The sequence below is a fragment of the Mesorhizobium sp. YR577 genome (assembly GCF_900116595.1).
Classification (GTDB): domain Bacteria; phylum Pseudomonadota; class Alphaproteobacteria; order Rhizobiales; family Rhizobiaceae; genus Mesorhizobium_M.
Genome location: NZ_FPBI01000006.1, coordinates 1 through 15,512, shown reverse-complemented (window position 1 = coordinate 15,512; position 15,512 = coordinate 1). Strand labels below are relative to the sequence as shown.

Sequence of the window (15,512 nt, the reverse complement as noted above, 5' to 3'; positions counted from 1 at the left end):
CCAAACTCGATGAAGGCGACGGTCATGCGTTCGTATCCTGCGATAAAATCGACGCTCGGCGTTCTCACGATAGCGATGGCGCTTGGCTTGGGCATTCCCGGTGCATCTGCCCAGACTGCTTCCGAACAGGCCGCGGCGCAGGCAAGGGCGGCAAAGATCACCATTCAGAATCAGGCTATCCAGCAAGGCATCCAGCAGCGCGAGATCTTCCAGTTGCAGCAGCAGTTCAACCGGGAGCAGGATCGCCGGATCGTGCCGCAGCAGCAACCGCAGGTGCCGGTCATGAAACCGGGATGTCCACCCATCGGGTCAGGGTCCTATTCCGGCTCGTGCCGCTGAGCAGCATCTATTTGATCAGGCAACACTTTTCTGGATCGTTGTTGCCGCGGATACCATTCAGCGGTGGTAAACGATGCGTTGCTCCCAAGCGATACCGCAAAGTAGAGAAAACATGACTAACTTAATCATGTTTTTATCCTGCCAATTCAATTGCTTATCCAGAAAATTGACCAATTGATAAAAAAATAAAACGTGCTAGCCTCTCCTCAAAACCACAATAATGGGGAACTGGAATGGCCGAAGGTCAATTCAAGGAAGGCATAGCCGGAGGGCGTCTCGCGCCGGCGCAGTATGCCGAGAATTTTTCGGATCTGCATCCGCCGCTCGATCATCACGAGGCGCTGGTCGAATCCGATCGCTGCTATTTCTGCTACGATGCGCCCTGCATGCAGGCGTGCCCGACGTCGATCGATATCCCGATGTTCATCCGCCAGATTTCGACCGGAAATCCGGTCGGTTCGGCCAAGACGATTTTCGACCAGAACATCCTCGGCGGCATGTGCGCCCGCGTCTGCCCGACCGAAACGCTGTGCGAAGAGGTCTGCGTTCGTGAGGTGGCGGAAGGCAAGCCGGTGCAGATCGGTCGCCTCCAGCGCTATGCCACCGACATCGCGATGGAGCAGAACAAGCAGTTCTATGAGCGTGCGCTGCCGACCAACAAGAAGATCGCCGTCGTTGGGGCTGGCCCGTCCGGGCTTGCCGCCGCGCACCGCCTTGCGCGCCATGGTCATGAGGTGACGGTTCTTGAAGCCAAGCCCAAGGCTGGCGGTCTGAACGAATATGGCATCGCCGCCTACAAGAGCACCGACGACTTTGCACAGGCCGAAGTCGATTATGTCACCGCCATCGGCGGCATCGCCATTGAGAACGGCAAGGCGCTGGGCCGCGATTATTCGCTGTCCGAACTCACCAAGAGCTATGACGCGGTGTTCCTCGGCCTCGGCCTTGGCGGCATCAACGCATTGCGCGCTGAAGGCGAGGACGCGGCGGGCGTTGAGAACGCCGTCGAGTTCATCGCAGACCTTCGCCAGTCCAGCGATCTCGGCAAGCTGCCGGTCGGGCGCCGCGTCGTCGTCATCGGCGGCGGCATGACGGCAATCGATGCGGCCGTGCAGTCCAAGCTGCTCGGCGCCGAAGAAGTGACGATCTGCTACCGGCGCGGGCAGGAGTACATGAACGCTTCGGAGTTTGAGCAGGATCTCGCCACCGCCAACGGCGTCATTATCCGCCACTGGCTGCAGCCGAAAAAGGTCATCGCCGAGAACGGCAAGGTCTCGGCCATCGAACTCGAATACACGGCGCTGAAAGGTGATAAGCTTTCGGGCACCGGCGAGACGGTCCGGCTGGTTGCCGACCAGGTGTTCAAGGCAATCGGCCAGGCTTTCGAGCCGGCGGCACTCAATGGCAGCGGCGCTTCGATCACCATGGAAGGCGGCAGGATCGTCGTCGATGCCGAAGGCCGTACCTCGCTTCCCAAGGTCTGGGCTGGCGGCGACTGCATTCTGGGCGGCGACGATTTGACGGTTTCGGCGGTCGCGCAGGGGCGCGACGCGGCAGAGAGCATCCACCGGGCACTCACCTCTAACGGGAGGGCATGAGCATGGCAGACATCCGCAACAATTTCGTCGGCATCAAGTCACCGAACCCGTTCTGGCTGGCTTCCGCGCCGCCGACCGACAAGGCCTACAACGTCATCCGCGCCTTTCAGGCCGGCTGGGGCGGTGTGGTCTGGAAGACGCTGGGCGAGGAAGGCCCGCCGGTCGTCAATGTCAACGGCCCGCGCTATGGCGCGATCTGGGGTGCTGACCGCCGCCTGCTCGGCCTCAACAACATCGAGCTCATCACCGACCGCCAGCTTCAGATCAATCTGCAGGAGATGAAGCAGGTCAAGCGCGACTGGCCCGACCGGGCGCTGATCGCCTCGATCATGGTGCCTTGCGAGGAGAATGCCTGGAAGGCGATCCTGCCGGCGGTCGAAGAAACCGGTGCGGACGGCATCGAGCTCAATTTCGGCTGCCCGCATGGCATGTCGGAGCGCGGCATGGGTGCCGCCGTCGGCCAGGTGCCGGAATATATCGAAATGGTCGTGCGCTGGTGCAAGCAGTACACGCGCATGCCCGTAATCACCAAGCTGACGCCCAACATCACCGACATCCGCAAGCCGGCGCGCGCTGCGCATTCAGGCGGCACGGATGCCGTGTCGCTGATCAACACGATCAACTCCATCACGGCGGTCAATCTCGATACGTTCTCGCCCGAGCCTTCCATCGACGGCAAGGGCAGCCATGGCGGCTATTGCGGCCCGGCGGTAAAGCCGATCGCGCTCAACATGGTGGCCGAGATTGCGCGCGATCCGGAGACGCGCGGCCTGCCGATCTCCGGCATTGGCGGCATTACCACATGGCGCGATGCGGCGGAATTCATGGCGCTGGGCGCCGGCAATGTGCAGGTCTGCACCGCGGCGATGACCTACGGCTTCAAGATCGTCCAGGAGATGATCGAAGGGCTGAAGAACTGGATGGACGAAAAAGGCCATGCCACGCTCGACGACGTCATCGGGCGTGCGACGCCCAATGTCACCGACTGGCAGTATCTCAACCTCAACTATGTCGCCAAGGCGCATATCGACCAGGACGCCTGCATCAAGTGCGGCCGTTGTCACATCGCCTGCGAGGACACCTCGCATCAGGCGATCACCAACATGGTCGATGGCGTGCGCCACTTCGAGGTGATCGAGGCGGAATGCGTCGGCTGCAATCTCTGCGTCAATGTCTGCCCGGTCGAGAACTGCATCACCATGGAGCCGCTGGCTGCCGGCGTGATGGACCAGCGCACTGGCCAGCCGGTCTCGCCGGTCTATGCGAACTGGACGCAGCATCCGAACAACCCGATGGCGAAGGTGGCGGCCGAGTAGCGCCGCATGCTGGAAACCGGACAGAAAGTACTTGCCGCGCAACCTTTCAGCGCCTTGCTGGGAACCGAGCTTCTGGTTTTCGAGCAAGGCGTTGCTGAGCTTGCGCTGGACCTGAAGCGGGAGCACCTGCAGCAGAACGGTTTCGCTCATGGCGGCATCCTCAGCTACCTGGCCGACAACGCGCTCACCTTCGCCGGTGGCTCCGTTCTCGGCATCAAGGTGCTGACGCTGGAGTTCAAGATAAACTACCTGCGCCCGGCCAAGGGCGCTCGGTTGATCGCGCGTGCCAGGGTGATCGGCAGTGGCGCCAACCAGGCAGTCTGTGCCTGCGATATCTTCTCCATCGACAATGGCGAAGAAAAACTCTGCGCCGCCGCGCAAGGGACAATCTGGAAGATCGGATAGCAAATCGCTGCATGTTCGTGCTGCGGTTTTCGTTTTTCATATTGTCGATAAAAAATATCCATGATATAAGTTATCCATAATAGGAGATAAGCGATGAAACTGGGTGACGGCGTAGAAGCGGCAATCCATTGCGCGAATATGCTGGCAGGCCTCGAAGAGGGGCGCACGCTGCCGGCGAGTGCGCTGGCCGAGTATCACGGTGTGTCGCCGAGCTATCTGCTCAAGCATCTGAAGGAATTGGTGGCGGCGAGGGTTTTCGAATCCGTGTCCGGGCCGCATGGCGGCTATCGCCTTGCGCGCACGCCCGACCGCATCAGCCTTCTCGATATCGTGCTGGCGGTGGAGGGCAGGGAGCCTGCATTCCGCTGCGCCGAAATCCGGCAACGCGGGCCGGGCAAGCTTGAGGCTGCCGCCTACACAAAACCCTGCGGCATCAATGCCGCCATGTTGCGGGCCGAGCGGGCTTACCGCGCTGTTCTGGCAGAAACCAAGCTGTCGGACATCATCGCCGGTTACCAGGAAGATGCCGATCCGCGGGCCATCACATTCGCCTGCGGATATCTCGCCCGCAACCAGCGGCCACAGGCCTGAGCCCATCAATCACCCAAGGAAGGGAAAAGACCATGAAACCACGTCTCGAGTTCTTCAAAGCTGATCCGGAACTGCTGAAAGCGGTGCAAACCCTGAACGCAAAGGTTGACCAGTGCGGCCTCGAAAAGAGCCTGCTGCATCTGATCAAGCTGCGGGCCTCGCAGATCAATGGCTGCTCATTCTGTGTCGACATGCATACGCGCGAAGCGCGTGCCGATGGAGAGAGCGAGCAGCGCGTCTATCTCGTCTCGGCCTGGCGGGAATCGCCGCTCTATTCCGACCGCGAGCGCGCCGCACTCGAATGGACCGAAACGCTGACGCGGCTCGCCGACAAGCCGGTGACGGACAGCCTCTATGCGGAGACGCTGGAGCATTTCAGCGAGCAGGAACTGGTCAAGCTCTCCGTCGCGGTTGGCATGATCAACGTCTGGAACCGTCTGTGCGTACCCTTCCACGCCATTCATCCGGTCGAGAGAGCCAAGGCAGCCTGACCTTCAACTCGTCAGAAGGGCGGCCATTCGGCCGTCCTCGCAAGGGAGATAATCATGTTCGAAGACGCGCTTCCCGCACTCGCCTTTGCCGGCCGCCTCCTGCTCGGCGGTGCATTCGTTTTCGCCGGCATCCGCAACATTGCAAACAGGCCTTTGCTGACGAGCATCATGACGGCTCGGGGCGTGCCGCAAGCCGGCTTGCTGCTTTGGGCAGGCATTATCCTGCAGATCGTCGGCGGCGCATTGCTGGTTTCGGGCCTTTGGACCGCGCTGGCGGCGGCCGGCCTCATCGGCTTCCTGATTGTCGCCACCCTAATGTTCCACAATTTCTGGGACCATCAGGGCGCCGAGCGCGCTGCCCGCATCAATGGCGTCGTTGCCAATATCGCGCTGACCGGCGGTTTCATCCTTGCCATGGCAGCTTCGGCGTAGAGCCGTCCGGCTACACTTCTTTCGTGTCAAAGAAGAACAAATCGGCACCACCATCGGCGAAATTGGGAATATCGCCGGCCGCCGCCTGTCCCTCAGGCGAACCAAGCGCCGTCTTTATGGCTGCAAGCGAATCGAACTGAAGCGTCGCTATGAGATGATAGCCGGCCGCGCCGCCGGGCGTCTCGACCGTGCCGGTGCTGACGTCATATTTGCGCAAGCCAGGTATCTTCTTGGCGAGCGGCACGTGGGTGGCGAAATAGTAGCGGTCAAAAGCGGCCGCATCCTTCGGTGTCTTGTACATTGCAATGAGCTTTGCCATCGACGTCTCCTCCGCTGAAAGCGAGGGCACGATGGACTATCGCCGGTACCTTGAGAACCCGGACCAAAGTCCCCCATTCGCGCGTCGGCGGATCAGTCGCGCTTCGGCAGCAGGCCCTGGATGAACAGGTTCTCGAGGAAGCGCGCGGCATCCTCGAAGCGGCCTTCACCGCCGCGGTCGGGGCCGAGCACGGCGCGCACCTGCACGTCGAAATCGGCATAATGCTGCGTCGTCGCCCAGATCGAGAAGATCAGGTGATAGGGGTCGGTCTTGGCGATCTTGCCGCTGCGCATCCAGCCGCGGATCACGCTGGCCTTCTCGTCCACCAGCGTTTTCAGTTCGCCTTCCAGCAGCGGCATGATGCGCGGTGCGCCCTGGATGATTTCATTGGCGAACAGCCGGCTTTCGCGTGGAAAGTCGCGCGCCATTTCCAGCTTGCGGCGAATGTAGCTTCTAAGCTCCGTCATCGGATCGCCGATGTCGTCCAGTTCGCGCAGCGGCGCCAGCCACGTTTCCAGCAGGCGCTCCATCAATGTCTCGTGGATGTCTTCCTTGCGGCGGAAGTAATAGAGCAGGTTCGGCTTCGACATGCCGGCGGCTTCGGCGATCTGGTCGATGGTCGAGCCGCGAAAACCGTTGGCGGAAAACACCTCGAGCGCTGCTTCCAGAATGAGTTCGCGTTTCTCCTGCTGGATGCGGGTGCGGCGCGGAGCGGTGGAGCCTTCCATGGTCATTGCGGCCTCTTCGCGAAGCCGGGAGAGTACCGGCTGTGGCCCAATACGCTGGACCAGTTTCTCTCGTTGTGTGGAACGCGATTTTGCCCGCGCATCTGGGCTACTATTCCCTTGACCGCCCATCTGGCGGTGCTAACGTTTGTCCAATCGGTCAAAATTTGCGTAGCACAGAAGCGAAGCAAAGACCAAGCGTTGGCCGTATCGAAACAGGGGACCGCAAAGGAAAAGCTTGGTCATGTCGAACAGAAAAAATATCGCGCCGAACGATCTCAGCGCATTCTGGATGCCGTTCACCTCGAACCGGCAATTCAAGCAGGCGCCGCGTATGCTCGTCGCGGCCAAGGACATGCATTACACCGCAAGCGACGGCCGCAAGATCCTCGACGGCACTGCCGGCCTCTGGTGCGTCAATGCCGGCCACTGCCGTCCGAAAATCACCGAAGCCATCCAGAACCAGGCTGCCGTGCTCGACTATGCGCCTGCCTTCCAGATGGGCCACCCGATCGTGTTCGAGCTGGCGAACCGCCTGGTCGACATCGCGCCCAAGGGCATGGACCATGTGTTCTTCACCAATTCCGGTTCGGAATCGGTCGATACGGCGCTTAAGATCGCGCTCGCCTATCAGCGCGTGAAAGGTCAGGGCTCGCGCACACGCCTCATCGGCCGCGAGCGCGGCTATCATGGCGTCAATTTCGGCGGCATCTCCGTTGGCGGTATCGTCTCCAACCGCAAGATGTTCGGCACGCTGCTGACCGGCGTCGACCACATGCCGCATACCCATCTACCGGAAAAGAACGCCTTCAGCCGCGGCGAGCCGGAGCATGGCGCCGATATCGCCAGCGAACTTGAGCGGATCGTGGCGCTGCATGACGCTTCGACCATCGCCGCCGTCATCGTCGAGCCGGTAGCCGGTTCCACCGGCGTTCTCATCCCGCCGAAGGGTTATCTGCAGAAGCTGCGCGACATCTGCACCAAGCACGGCATCCTGTTGATCTTTGACGAGGTCATCACCGGTTTCGGCCGTCTCGGTACGCCATTTGCGGCGGATTATTTCGGCGTCACGCCGGACATCATCACGACCGCCAAGGGTGTCTCCAACGGCGTCATCCCGATGGGCGCAGTGTTCGTCACGAAGGAAATCCATGACGCCTTCATGACCGGCCCGGAACACATGATCGAGTTCTTCCACGGCTACACCTATTCGGGAAATCCGATCGCTTCGGCAGCCGCCCTCGGCACGCTCGACACCTACAAGGAAGAGGGGCTTCTGACACGCGGCGCCGAGCTTGCTCCCTACTGGGAAGAAGCGCTGCACTCGCTCAAGGGCGAGCCGAACGTCATCGACATCCGCAACATCGGCCTGATCGGCGCGATCGAGCTTCAGCCGATTGCCGGCGAGCCGACCAAGCGCGCCTTCTCGGCCTTCGTGAAAGCCTTCGAGCGCGGCGCGCTGATCCGCACCACCGGCGACATCATCGCGCTGTCGCCGCCGCTGATCATCACCAAGGGCCAGATCGACGAGCTGATCGATCATGTCCGTGAAGTGTTGAATCTGATCGACTAGGAAGGGCACTAATGGGTTCCGCTAAGCGTGAGGAAAGATTGGACAAGGAAAGGCAGTCACTTGAAGCTGCTTACCTTGATGCCTTGATCCTCGCGCTTAGAGACTGTGTTGGTGGCCGGTGGGGTTTGTTTGGCCAGGACAAGCAGACATTGCCGGCAAATCTCCAAGAGCGGTTTCTGCCGGAAAGTGTGAAACGGCTTGAGCGCATCGGTGCCGAGCTCGTTTCAATTCGGGAGACCTTGGGCTTTAGCGACCTGTTTGCTCCAATGCAGAGACTAATAGAATTGCAGTCGGAAAGCGGACCGAATCGTTTAGGAGAGCCGCGACTGGCACAGAAGCTTCTCGATGAACTGACAGGATAAGGGTAATACATGGCCGCCCCCGGCGAAAATTTGCGAATCAATTCAGATCGTTTGTGGGATTCGCTGATGGAGATGGCGAAGATCGGCCCCGGCATCGCCGGCGGCAACAATCGCCAGACGCTGACCGACTTCGATGGCGAGGGGCGTAACCTCTTCAAGACATGGTGCGACGAGGCCGGGCTCGAAATGGGCGTCGACCAGATGGGCACGATGTTTGCCCGCCGCGAAGGGACCGACCCGGACGCGCTGCCGGTCTATGTCGGCTCCCATCTCGACACCCAGCCGACCGGCGGCAAGTTCGACGGCGTGCTGGGCGTGCTCGGCGGGCTCGAAGTCATCCGCTCGCTCAATGATCTCGGCATCAAGACCAAGCATCCCATCGTCGTTACCAACTGGACGAACGAGGAAGGCACCCGCTTTGCGCCTGCCATGCTCGCTTCCGGCGTCTTCGCCGGCGTGCTCGAGCAGGACTGGGCCTATGGCCGCAAGGACGCCGAGGGCAAGCTTTTCGGCGATGAGCTGGAGCGCATCGGCTGGAAGGGCGAGGAGAAGGTCGGTGCGCGCAAGATGAAGGCGTTCTTCGAGCTTCACATCGAGCAGGGGCCGATCCTCGAGGACGAGCTGATCGATATCGGCGTCGTTACCCACGGCCAGGGCCTGAAATGGCTTCAGGTGACGCTGACCGGCAAGGAAGCGCATACCGGCTCGACGCCGATGCCCAAGCGCCGCAATGCCGGGCTCGGCATGGCGCGCATGACCGAACTTGTCCACGAGATCGCCATGGACTATCAGCCCGACGCCGTCGGCGCGGTTGGCCACATGGAGGTCTATCCGAATTCGCGCAACATCATCGCCGGCCGCACCGTCTTCACCATCGACATCCGCTCGCCCAACAAGGAAGTGCTGGACGAGATGGACGAGCGCATTCGTGAGGGGATTTCTACCATTTGCGAGGCGCTGGATATCTCCTTCGAGATCGAACAGGTCGGCCATTTCGATCCTGTGACTTTCGACGATGGCTGCGTCAAGGCGATCCGCGATGCAGCGGTTCGCCTGGGTTACTCGCACCGCGACATCGTTTCAGGCGCCGGCCATGACGCCTGCTGGATCAACCGCGTCGCGCCGACGGCCATGGTCTTCTGCCCCTGCGTCGATGGGCTCAGCCACAACGAGGCCGAGGAAATCTTTCCGGAATGGGCCGCCGCCGGCTGCGACGTGCTGTTCCACGCAGTTGTCGAGACGGCGGTGATCGTGGAGTAACCGCCTGCATTTTTTTGACCGGACCGACGCGCTCGCAAAGAAGTGCGCGGTCCAAAAAGGGGAACTGGGAGCATGATCGGAAAAATCGAGAATGGCGCGCCATGACCGTCTGCATCTTCGTGCAGCGCGGGATTTTTGGCGTGGGAGCCGCAACGTTACCGGACGTTGGCGGACGGCAATTGCCGTGTTTTGATGACAGCAGGCAGCCTGATTCAAACTGAATCAAGGTCTGCGCTTATCCTGTTGTTTTCGCGAATCTTCCTTTCATCGGCCAGTGTCCCCATCGTCGGAAAACTGCTCTAATAGAGCGATGGAATTTTTGGAAAGAGCCAGCTTGCAGCCAGCACAACAAACCGTCGTCGAAGCCAGGAAACTCGGTCTCACCTTCCAGACCGGAGACGGCCCCGTGCAGGCGCTGTCCGATGTCGACCTGACCATCAACAAGGGCGAGTTCGTTTCCTTCATCGGTCCGTCCGGTTGCGGCAAGACGACGTTCCTGCGCGTGATTGCCGATCTCGAAAAGCCGACTTCCGGCACCATTTCGATCAACGGCATGAGCCCGGAGCAGGCGCGGCAGGCACGCGCCTATGGCTATGTCTTCCAAGCCGCCGCGCTCTATCCGTGGCGCACCATCGAGCGCAACATCGCGCTGCCGCTGGAGATCATGGGCATTTCCGGGGCCGACCAGAAGGCGCGTATCAAGCGCACCATGGAACTGGTCAACCTGTCGGGCTTCGAAAAGAAGTTTCCCTGGCAGCTGTCCGGCGGCATGCAGCAGCGCGCCTCGATTGCCCGCGCACTGGCCTTCGATGCAGACCTTCTGCTGATGGACGAGCCCTTCGGCGCGCTCGACGAGATCGTGCGCGACCACCTCAACGAGCAGCTTCTCGAACTCTGGAAGCGCACCAACAAGACGATCTGCTTCGTCACGCATTCGATTCCGGAAGCGGTCTATCTGTCGACACGCATCGTCGTCATGTCGCCGCGCCCCGGCCGTGTCACCGACGTCATCGAATCGACGTTGCCGCATGAGCGCCCGCTGGATATTCGCGAGTCGCCGGAATTTCTGGCGATTGCTGCTCGGGTGCGCGATGGGCTGCGGGCGGGGCATAGCTATGATGATTGAGGCGCAGAAAGATTCCCCTCCCCCTTGTGGGGAGGGGTTAGGGGTGGGGGTTCTTCTCATGCCGACTGGAATCGGTCCAGATGCAATTCGCCGTGCTCGGCGACTGCGACGAAACATGACTGAAGGCGAGCGAAAGCTTTGGTTGGAGCTAAGGGAGTTTCGCCGGCTTTACGGCATTCATGTAAGAAGACAGGCGCCGCTTGGCCCATACATTGCCGACTTTGTAATTCATGAGCGGCACCTCATCATTGAAGTCGATGGCGAACATCATTTCACTGCGACCGGGCATGCGCGCGATCGCAAACGGGACGAGTGGTTGGCTAGCCAAGGCTATAAGACACTGAGGTTCAATACAGGCGAGCTATCTGACTCGTTTGACGGTTGCGTAGAAGAGATTCTGCGCGAGCTCGGGCTGATGACTGGCTCGGAAGTTACCCCCACCCCTAACCTCTCCCCACAAGGGGGAGGGGGACTTTGTTAGCGCCGATGGATCGCCTCAGCCAAAAAATCGTACCCATTACCAGCATCCTCTTGGGCCTGGTCATTGTCTGGTACGTCTTCGCCGTCATCCTCAACGGGCCTTTCCAGCGCGATCTCGACCGGCGCGCCGGCGAGACGCCGGGCTTTGTCGAGTTCGTCGGCAAGACGTGGTCGCAGCCCAAGCCGACGCTTCCGGCACCACACCAGGTGGCGGCGAATTTCTTTGAAAACACGTTCCTGCGCAAAGTCACCAGCAACCGCAGCCTTGTCTATCATGCCTGGGTGACGCTCTCGTCGACGCTGCTCGGCTTTGCTTTCGGCACCGCGCTCGGCATCCTGATTGCTGTCGGCATCGTGCATTTCACCTCGCTCGACCGCAGCCTGATGCCGTGGATCATCGCCTCGCAGACCATTCCCATCCTGGCGATCGCGCCGATGGTGGTGGTCGTTTTCGCCGCGATCGGCATCACCGGGGTCATCCCCAAGGCGTTGATCTCGACCTATCTGTCGTTCTTCCCTGTCGCGGTCGGCATGGTGAAGGGCCTGCGCTCGCCCGAACTCATGCATCTCGACCTGATGCACACCTATAATGCCAGCGCCTCGCAGACCTTCTGGAAGCTGCGCGTGCCGGCCTCCGTGCCGTTCCTGTTCGCCTCGATGAAGGTGGCGGTGGCGGCAAGCCTCGTCGGCGCCATCGTTGCCGAACTGCCGACCGGCGCGGTTGCCGGCATCGGCGCCAAGCTGCTCTCCGGCTCCTATTACAGCCAGACCATCGACATATGGGCGGCCCTCGTCGCCGGCTCGGTCGTGGCGATCCTGCTGGTCACAGTTGTCGGCATCGTCGGCAACATAGTCGAGCGCTCCATGGGCGGGAGGCCGGCATGAGCGGGCTGAAGCTTTCATGGCAGGCGGCGCTGGCGCTGCTTTTCTGCGTGGCCGCGGCCATCATGCTGCCGCTCGCCGGCGCGGCTGCTCCCTACAGCAGCGGCACGACCGCGCTGATCTTCGTCCTTGCCGCCGGCGCGGCATTGGCGTCTGCACTTCCCTTGCCGAACTTGATTTCAGCCGCGATCCTGTTCGTCGGCGCGCATGGCGCGGCCTGGCTGCTGATTGCCGGCATTACCGGCAATGAGGGGACGGCGCGAACCTCGTTCTTCCTGCTGATTACGGCGGGATGGCTGCTGGCCTGGCGCTGCGTGACCGTGCTGTCGGTGCTGCGCCCGGTCGACCGCCTGGCGAATACACTGCTGCGCCTGCTTATCCCCGTCATCTTCGGCGCGTGGATATTGATCCTGTGGGAGGCGATCACCCGCGGTGCCGGCATTCCCTTCGTGCTTCTGCCGCCACCCAGCGCCATCGGCGTGCGGCTTGCGAATTCCCTGCCGATCCTGTGGGCGGATGTGAACCAGACGATCTTCAAGTCGGTGGTCGCAGGCTACATCCTCGGCTGCGGCGCGGGCTTCGCCACTGCGATCCTGGCCGACCGCGTGCCGTTCCTGCGGCGCGGGCTGCTGCCCATCGGCAATATGGTGTCGGCGCTGCCGATCATCGGCGTCGCGCCGATCCTGGTGATGTGGTTCGGTTTCGACTGGCCTTCCAAGGCTGCCGTCGTGGTCGTCATGACCTTCTTCCCGATGCTGGTGAACACGGTGGCGGGCCTTGCCGCATCCGGGCACATGGAACGCGACCTGATGCGCACCTATGCCTCCAGCTACTGGCAGACGCTGTTCAAGCTCAGGCTGCCGGCTGCTGCCCCTTTCATCTTCAACGCGCTGAAGATCAATTCCACGCTGGCCCTCATCGGCGCCATCGTAGCGGAGTTCTTCGGCACCCCCGTCGTCGGTATGGGCTTCCGCATTTCGACGGAGGTCGGCCGCATGAATATCGATATGGTCTGGGCCGAAATCGCAGTTGCAGCACTTGCGGGTTCGGTCTTCTATGGCGCGATAGCCCTTGTCGAAAGGGCCGTTACGTTTTGGCATCCGTCTGTCCGTGGTGGGTAGGCGCACTTCAGAGGGTGAAAAAATGAAAAAACTGATGGTTTCCATGCTGGCCGGCGCGATGTCGCTGGCGGCTGTCCAGGCTTGGGCGGCCGACAAGGTGACGCTGCAGCTCAAATGGGTGACGCAGTCGCAGTTTGCCGGCTACTACGTCGCCAAGGACAAGGGCTTTTATGAAGAGGAAGGCCTCGACGTCGACATCAAGCCGGGCGGCCCCGACATCGCGCCCGAGCAGGTGATCGCCGGCGGCGGCGCCGACGTGATCGTCGACTGGATGGGCGGCGCGCTGGCTGCCCGCGAAAAGGGTGTGCCGCTGGTCAACATCGCCCAGCCGTTCAAGAAGGCCGGCATGGAACTGGTCTGCCCGAAGGACGGCCCGATCAAGACCGAAGCCGACTTCAAGGGCCACACGCTCGGCGTCTGGTTCTTCGGCAACGAATATCCGTTCTACGCCTGGATGAACAAGCTCGGCCTGCCGACCGAAGGCGGCAAGGACGGCGTCACCGTTCTCAAGCAGAGCTTCGACGTGCAGCCGCTTATCCAGAAGCAGGCCGACTGCATCTCGGTCATGACCTACAACGAATACTGGCAGCTGATCGATGCCGGCTTCAAGCCGGAAGACCTGACCGTCTTCAACTACACCGAGATGGGCAACGACCTTCTGGAAGACGGCCTCTATGCGCTTGGCGACAAGCTCAAGGACCCGGCCTTCGAGGAAAAAATGGTCAAGTTCGTGCGCGCCTCGATGAAGGGCTGGAAGTACGCCACGGAGAATCCTGACGAAGCTGCCGGCATCGTCGTGGAAAATGGCGGCCAGGACGAGAACCATCAGAAGCGCATGATGGGCGAAGTCGCCAAGCTGATCGACAATGCCGACGGCAAGCTGATCCCGGCCGCCTACGAGCGCACCGCAGCGGCCCTGCTGGCACAGAAGATCATCACCAAGGAGCCGGAAGGCGCCTTCACGACGGTGATCACCGACAAGGCGATCAAGTAAATCCGCTTTCCAAAGCGCAAGACAGTAAAGGGGCGGGCAACCGCCCCTTTTTGGTGTCATGACACCGCAACCCAGCCGTGAGACGATTGGCGCTCCTGCATTCTTGCCTGAGGGACCAAGCCATGCGGATCGCAAGCTACAATGTCGAAAACCTGTTCGATCGCGCCAAGGCGATGAACCTCGACAGCTGGGAGGAGGGCCGTCCGGTTCTGGAGGCCTTCGCCGCGCTCAACGCGCTTCTCGGCGAAATCAATTACACGCCGGCGATGAAGACGAAGATGGTCGAGCTGATGATCAAGCTTGGCCTCGAAAAGTCAGACACCGGCCCCTTCGTTATCCTGCGCCGCAACCGTGGCGGATTGCTGAAGCGGCCGACTGCCGGGGGTATCGAAATCCTGGCTGATGGCCGCGCCGACTGGGTCGGCTCGCTGGAACTGCGCGACGAGCCGGTGAACGAGCATTCCATGCGCAACACCGCCCGTGTCATGATCGACATCGAGGCCGATATCCTGGCGGTGGTGGAGGCCGAGAGCCGCCCGGTGCTTGCCGCCTTCAACGACACGATCCTGCCGGCAATAGGCGGCACGCCGTTCCGGCAGGTCATGGTCATCGACGGCAATGACGAGCGCGGCATTGATGTCGGGCTGGTGACCAAGCCGGACCATGTCATCGGTCTGATGCGCAGCCATGTCGATGACCTCGCGCCGAACGGCGAGCGGATATTTTCACGCGACTGCCCCGAATTCCACGTGACGCTGCCGTCCGGCAAGACCCTCATCGTCATGGTCAACCATTTCAAGAGCAAGGGTTTCGGCTCGCCCGCGTCATCCAATGCCAAGCGGCGTTCGCAGGCCGAACGGGTCAAGGCGATCTATGAGGGGCTGGTGGCGGCAGGCAACGAGCTGATCGTCGTGCTGGGCGATCTCAACGACACGCCGGGCAGCGCCCCGCTGAAGCCGCTGATCGATGGCACGAACCTCAGGGATGTTTTCACGCATCCGGGCTTCGACAATGGCGGCTTTCCCGGCACCTTCGGCCTGTGCAACGCTGGCAACAAGATCGACTATATTCTCCTGTCGCCGAAGCTGTTCGAAAAGGTTGAGGCGGGTGGGGTGTTTCGGACCGGCATGTGGCCCGGCTCGCGGCCTCGGCGGTGGGATTGCTACGCCGAACTTACCAAGCCGCATGATGCGGGATCGGATCATGCGGCGGTGTGGGTGGATATCGATGTTTGAGGGGCTACATTTCGAATGAAACTATCGCTGCGGCTTTTGGGTTGAGTAGTTAAGTTCCCCCTCTCCGTCGCGCTACGCGCGCCACCTCTCCCCGCAAGCGGGGCGAGGAACCCAAGTCCTTGAAGCGTTGCGCCCTCGCAGAACCCAGGTTCCTCGCCCCCGCAACGCGGGGGAGCAACCATGTTTGCGTCATCGCGTATGGACTGGTGTCCAAGGTGTTCCCCTTGCGATGACGGCATTGGCCAGAATGGCGAGTTTTCGGG

General features: G+C 61.3%; 18 protein-coding genes. 16 read left to right on the top strand and 2 right to left on the bottom strand.

The window, feature by feature from the left end:
• Positions 1-24 precede the first annotated feature (24 nt).
• The 7 genes from BM413_RS10065 (at position 25) to BM413_RS10035 (ending at position 5,172) form a co-directional block, all read left to right on the top strand.
• On the top strand, positions 25-339 hold the full coding sequence (locus BM413_RS10065; protein ID WP_139238572.1) for a hypothetical protein: 315 nt from the start codon (positions 25-27) through the stop codon (positions 337-339).
• 233 nt (positions 340-572) lie between these two features.
• Positions 573-1,937, top strand: coding sequence for an NAD(P)-dependent oxidoreductase (locus tag BM413_RS10060; RefSeq protein WP_091912921.1), 1,365 nt, complete (start codon positions 573-575; stop codon positions 1,935-1,937).
• Positions 1,938-1,939: 2 nt separating this feature from the next.
• Positions 1,940-3,253, top strand: a complete 1,314-nt coding sequence (gene preA / locus BM413_RS10055) for an NAD-dependent dihydropyrimidine dehydrogenase subunit PreA (RefSeq protein ID WP_091912920.1) — start codon at positions 1,940-1,942, stop codon at positions 3,251-3,253.
• 6 nt (positions 3,254-3,259) lie between these two features.
• Positions 3,260-3,658: a PaaI family thioesterase gene (locus BM413_RS10050; RefSeq protein WP_091912918.1), complete on the top strand. Its 399-nt coding sequence runs from the start codon at positions 3,260-3,262 to the stop codon at positions 3,656-3,658.
• A gap of 93 nt (positions 3,659-3,751) precedes the next feature.
• A complete protein-coding gene (locus BM413_RS10045) occupies positions 3,752-4,249 on the top strand; it encodes an RrF2 family transcriptional regulator (RefSeq protein WP_091912917.1) in 498 nt (165 codons plus the stop codon).
• Positions 4,250-4,281: 32 nt separating this feature from the next.
• Positions 4,282-4,740, top strand: a complete 459-nt coding sequence (locus BM413_RS10040; RefSeq protein ID WP_091912915.1) for a carboxymuconolactone decarboxylase family protein — start codon at positions 4,282-4,284, stop codon at positions 4,738-4,740.
• A 54-nt stretch (positions 4,741-4,794) separates the two neighbouring features.
• Entirely contained in the window at positions 4,795-5,172 is a 378-nt protein-coding gene (locus tag BM413_RS10035; RefSeq protein ID WP_091912914.1) for a DoxX family protein, read from the top strand.
• A 10-nt stretch (positions 5,173-5,182) separates the two neighbouring features.
• Here the strand turns inward: BM413_RS10035 and BM413_RS10030 are convergent, their stop codons facing one another.
• A complete protein-coding gene (locus tag BM413_RS10030; protein ID WP_091912912.1) occupies positions 5,183-5,491 on the bottom strand; it encodes an EthD family reductase in 309 nt (102 codons plus the stop codon).
• 92 nt (positions 5,492-5,583) lie between these two features.
• Positions 5,584-6,219 carry a TetR family transcriptional regulator C-terminal domain-containing protein gene (locus BM413_RS10025; RefSeq protein WP_175544304.1) on the bottom strand — a complete coding sequence of 212 codons (636 nt, stop codon included), beginning with the start codon at positions 6,217-6,219 and terminating at the stop codon, positions 5,584-5,586.
• A 241-nt stretch (positions 6,220-6,460) separates the two neighbouring features.
• Here BM413_RS10025 and BM413_RS10020 point away from each other — a divergent pair, with 241 nt between their 5' ends.
• From BM413_RS10020 to BM413_RS09980, 9 genes are all read left to right on the top strand, one after another.
• Positions 6,461-7,789, top strand: coding sequence for an omega-aminotransferase AptA (locus tag BM413_RS10020; RefSeq protein ID WP_091912909.1), 1,329 nt, complete (start codon positions 6,461-6,463; stop codon positions 7,787-7,789).
• A gap of 11 nt (positions 7,790-7,800) precedes the next feature.
• Positions 7,801-8,151 (top strand): hypothetical protein, encoded by a 351-nt coding sequence (locus tag BM413_RS10015; RefSeq protein ID WP_091912907.1) that lies wholly within the window; start codon positions 7,801-7,803, stop codon positions 8,149-8,151.
• A 9-nt stretch (positions 8,152-8,160) separates the two neighbouring features.
• Positions 8,161-9,411, top strand: a complete 1,251-nt coding sequence (locus BM413_RS10010; protein WP_091912906.1) for a Zn-dependent hydrolase — start codon at positions 8,161-8,163, stop codon at positions 9,409-9,411.
• A gap of 310 nt (positions 9,412-9,721) precedes the next feature.
• Positions 9,722-10,537 carry an ABC transporter ATP-binding protein gene (locus tag BM413_RS10005; RefSeq protein ID WP_091912904.1) on the top strand — a complete coding sequence of 272 codons (816 nt, stop codon included), beginning with the start codon at positions 9,722-9,724 and terminating at the stop codon, positions 10,535-10,537.
• Positions 10,440-11,018 carry an endonuclease domain-containing protein gene (locus tag BM413_RS10000; protein WP_348272897.1) on the top strand — a complete coding sequence of 193 codons (579 nt, stop codon included), beginning with the start codon at positions 10,440-10,442 and terminating at the stop codon, positions 11,016-11,018. The genes BM413_RS10005 and BM413_RS10000 overlap by 98 nt, the downstream gene beginning before the upstream one ends.
• 5 nt (positions 11,019-11,023) lie before the next feature.
• A complete protein-coding gene (locus BM413_RS09995; RefSeq protein WP_091912902.1) occupies positions 11,024-11,902 on the top strand; it encodes an ABC transporter permease in 879 nt (292 codons plus the stop codon).
• The gene (locus BM413_RS09990; RefSeq protein ID WP_091912900.1) at positions 11,899-13,020 is read left to right on the top strand and encodes an ABC transporter permease; all 1,122 of its coding nucleotides are present in this window, start codon (positions 11,899-11,901) and stop codon (positions 13,018-13,020) included. The genes BM413_RS09995 and BM413_RS09990 overlap by 4 nt, the downstream gene beginning before the upstream one ends.
• 22 nt (positions 13,021-13,042) lie before the next feature.
• Positions 13,043-14,014 carry an ABC transporter substrate-binding protein gene (locus BM413_RS09985; RefSeq protein ID WP_091912899.1) on the top strand — a complete coding sequence of 324 codons (972 nt, stop codon included), beginning with the start codon at positions 13,043-13,045 and terminating at the stop codon, positions 14,012-14,014.
• A gap of 122 nt (positions 14,015-14,136) precedes the next feature.
• On the top strand, positions 14,137-15,249 hold the full coding sequence (locus tag BM413_RS09980) for an endonuclease/exonuclease/phosphatase family protein (RefSeq protein WP_091912897.1): 1,113 nt from the start codon (positions 14,137-14,139) through the stop codon (positions 15,247-15,249).
• Positions 15,250-15,512 lie beyond the last annotated feature (263 nt).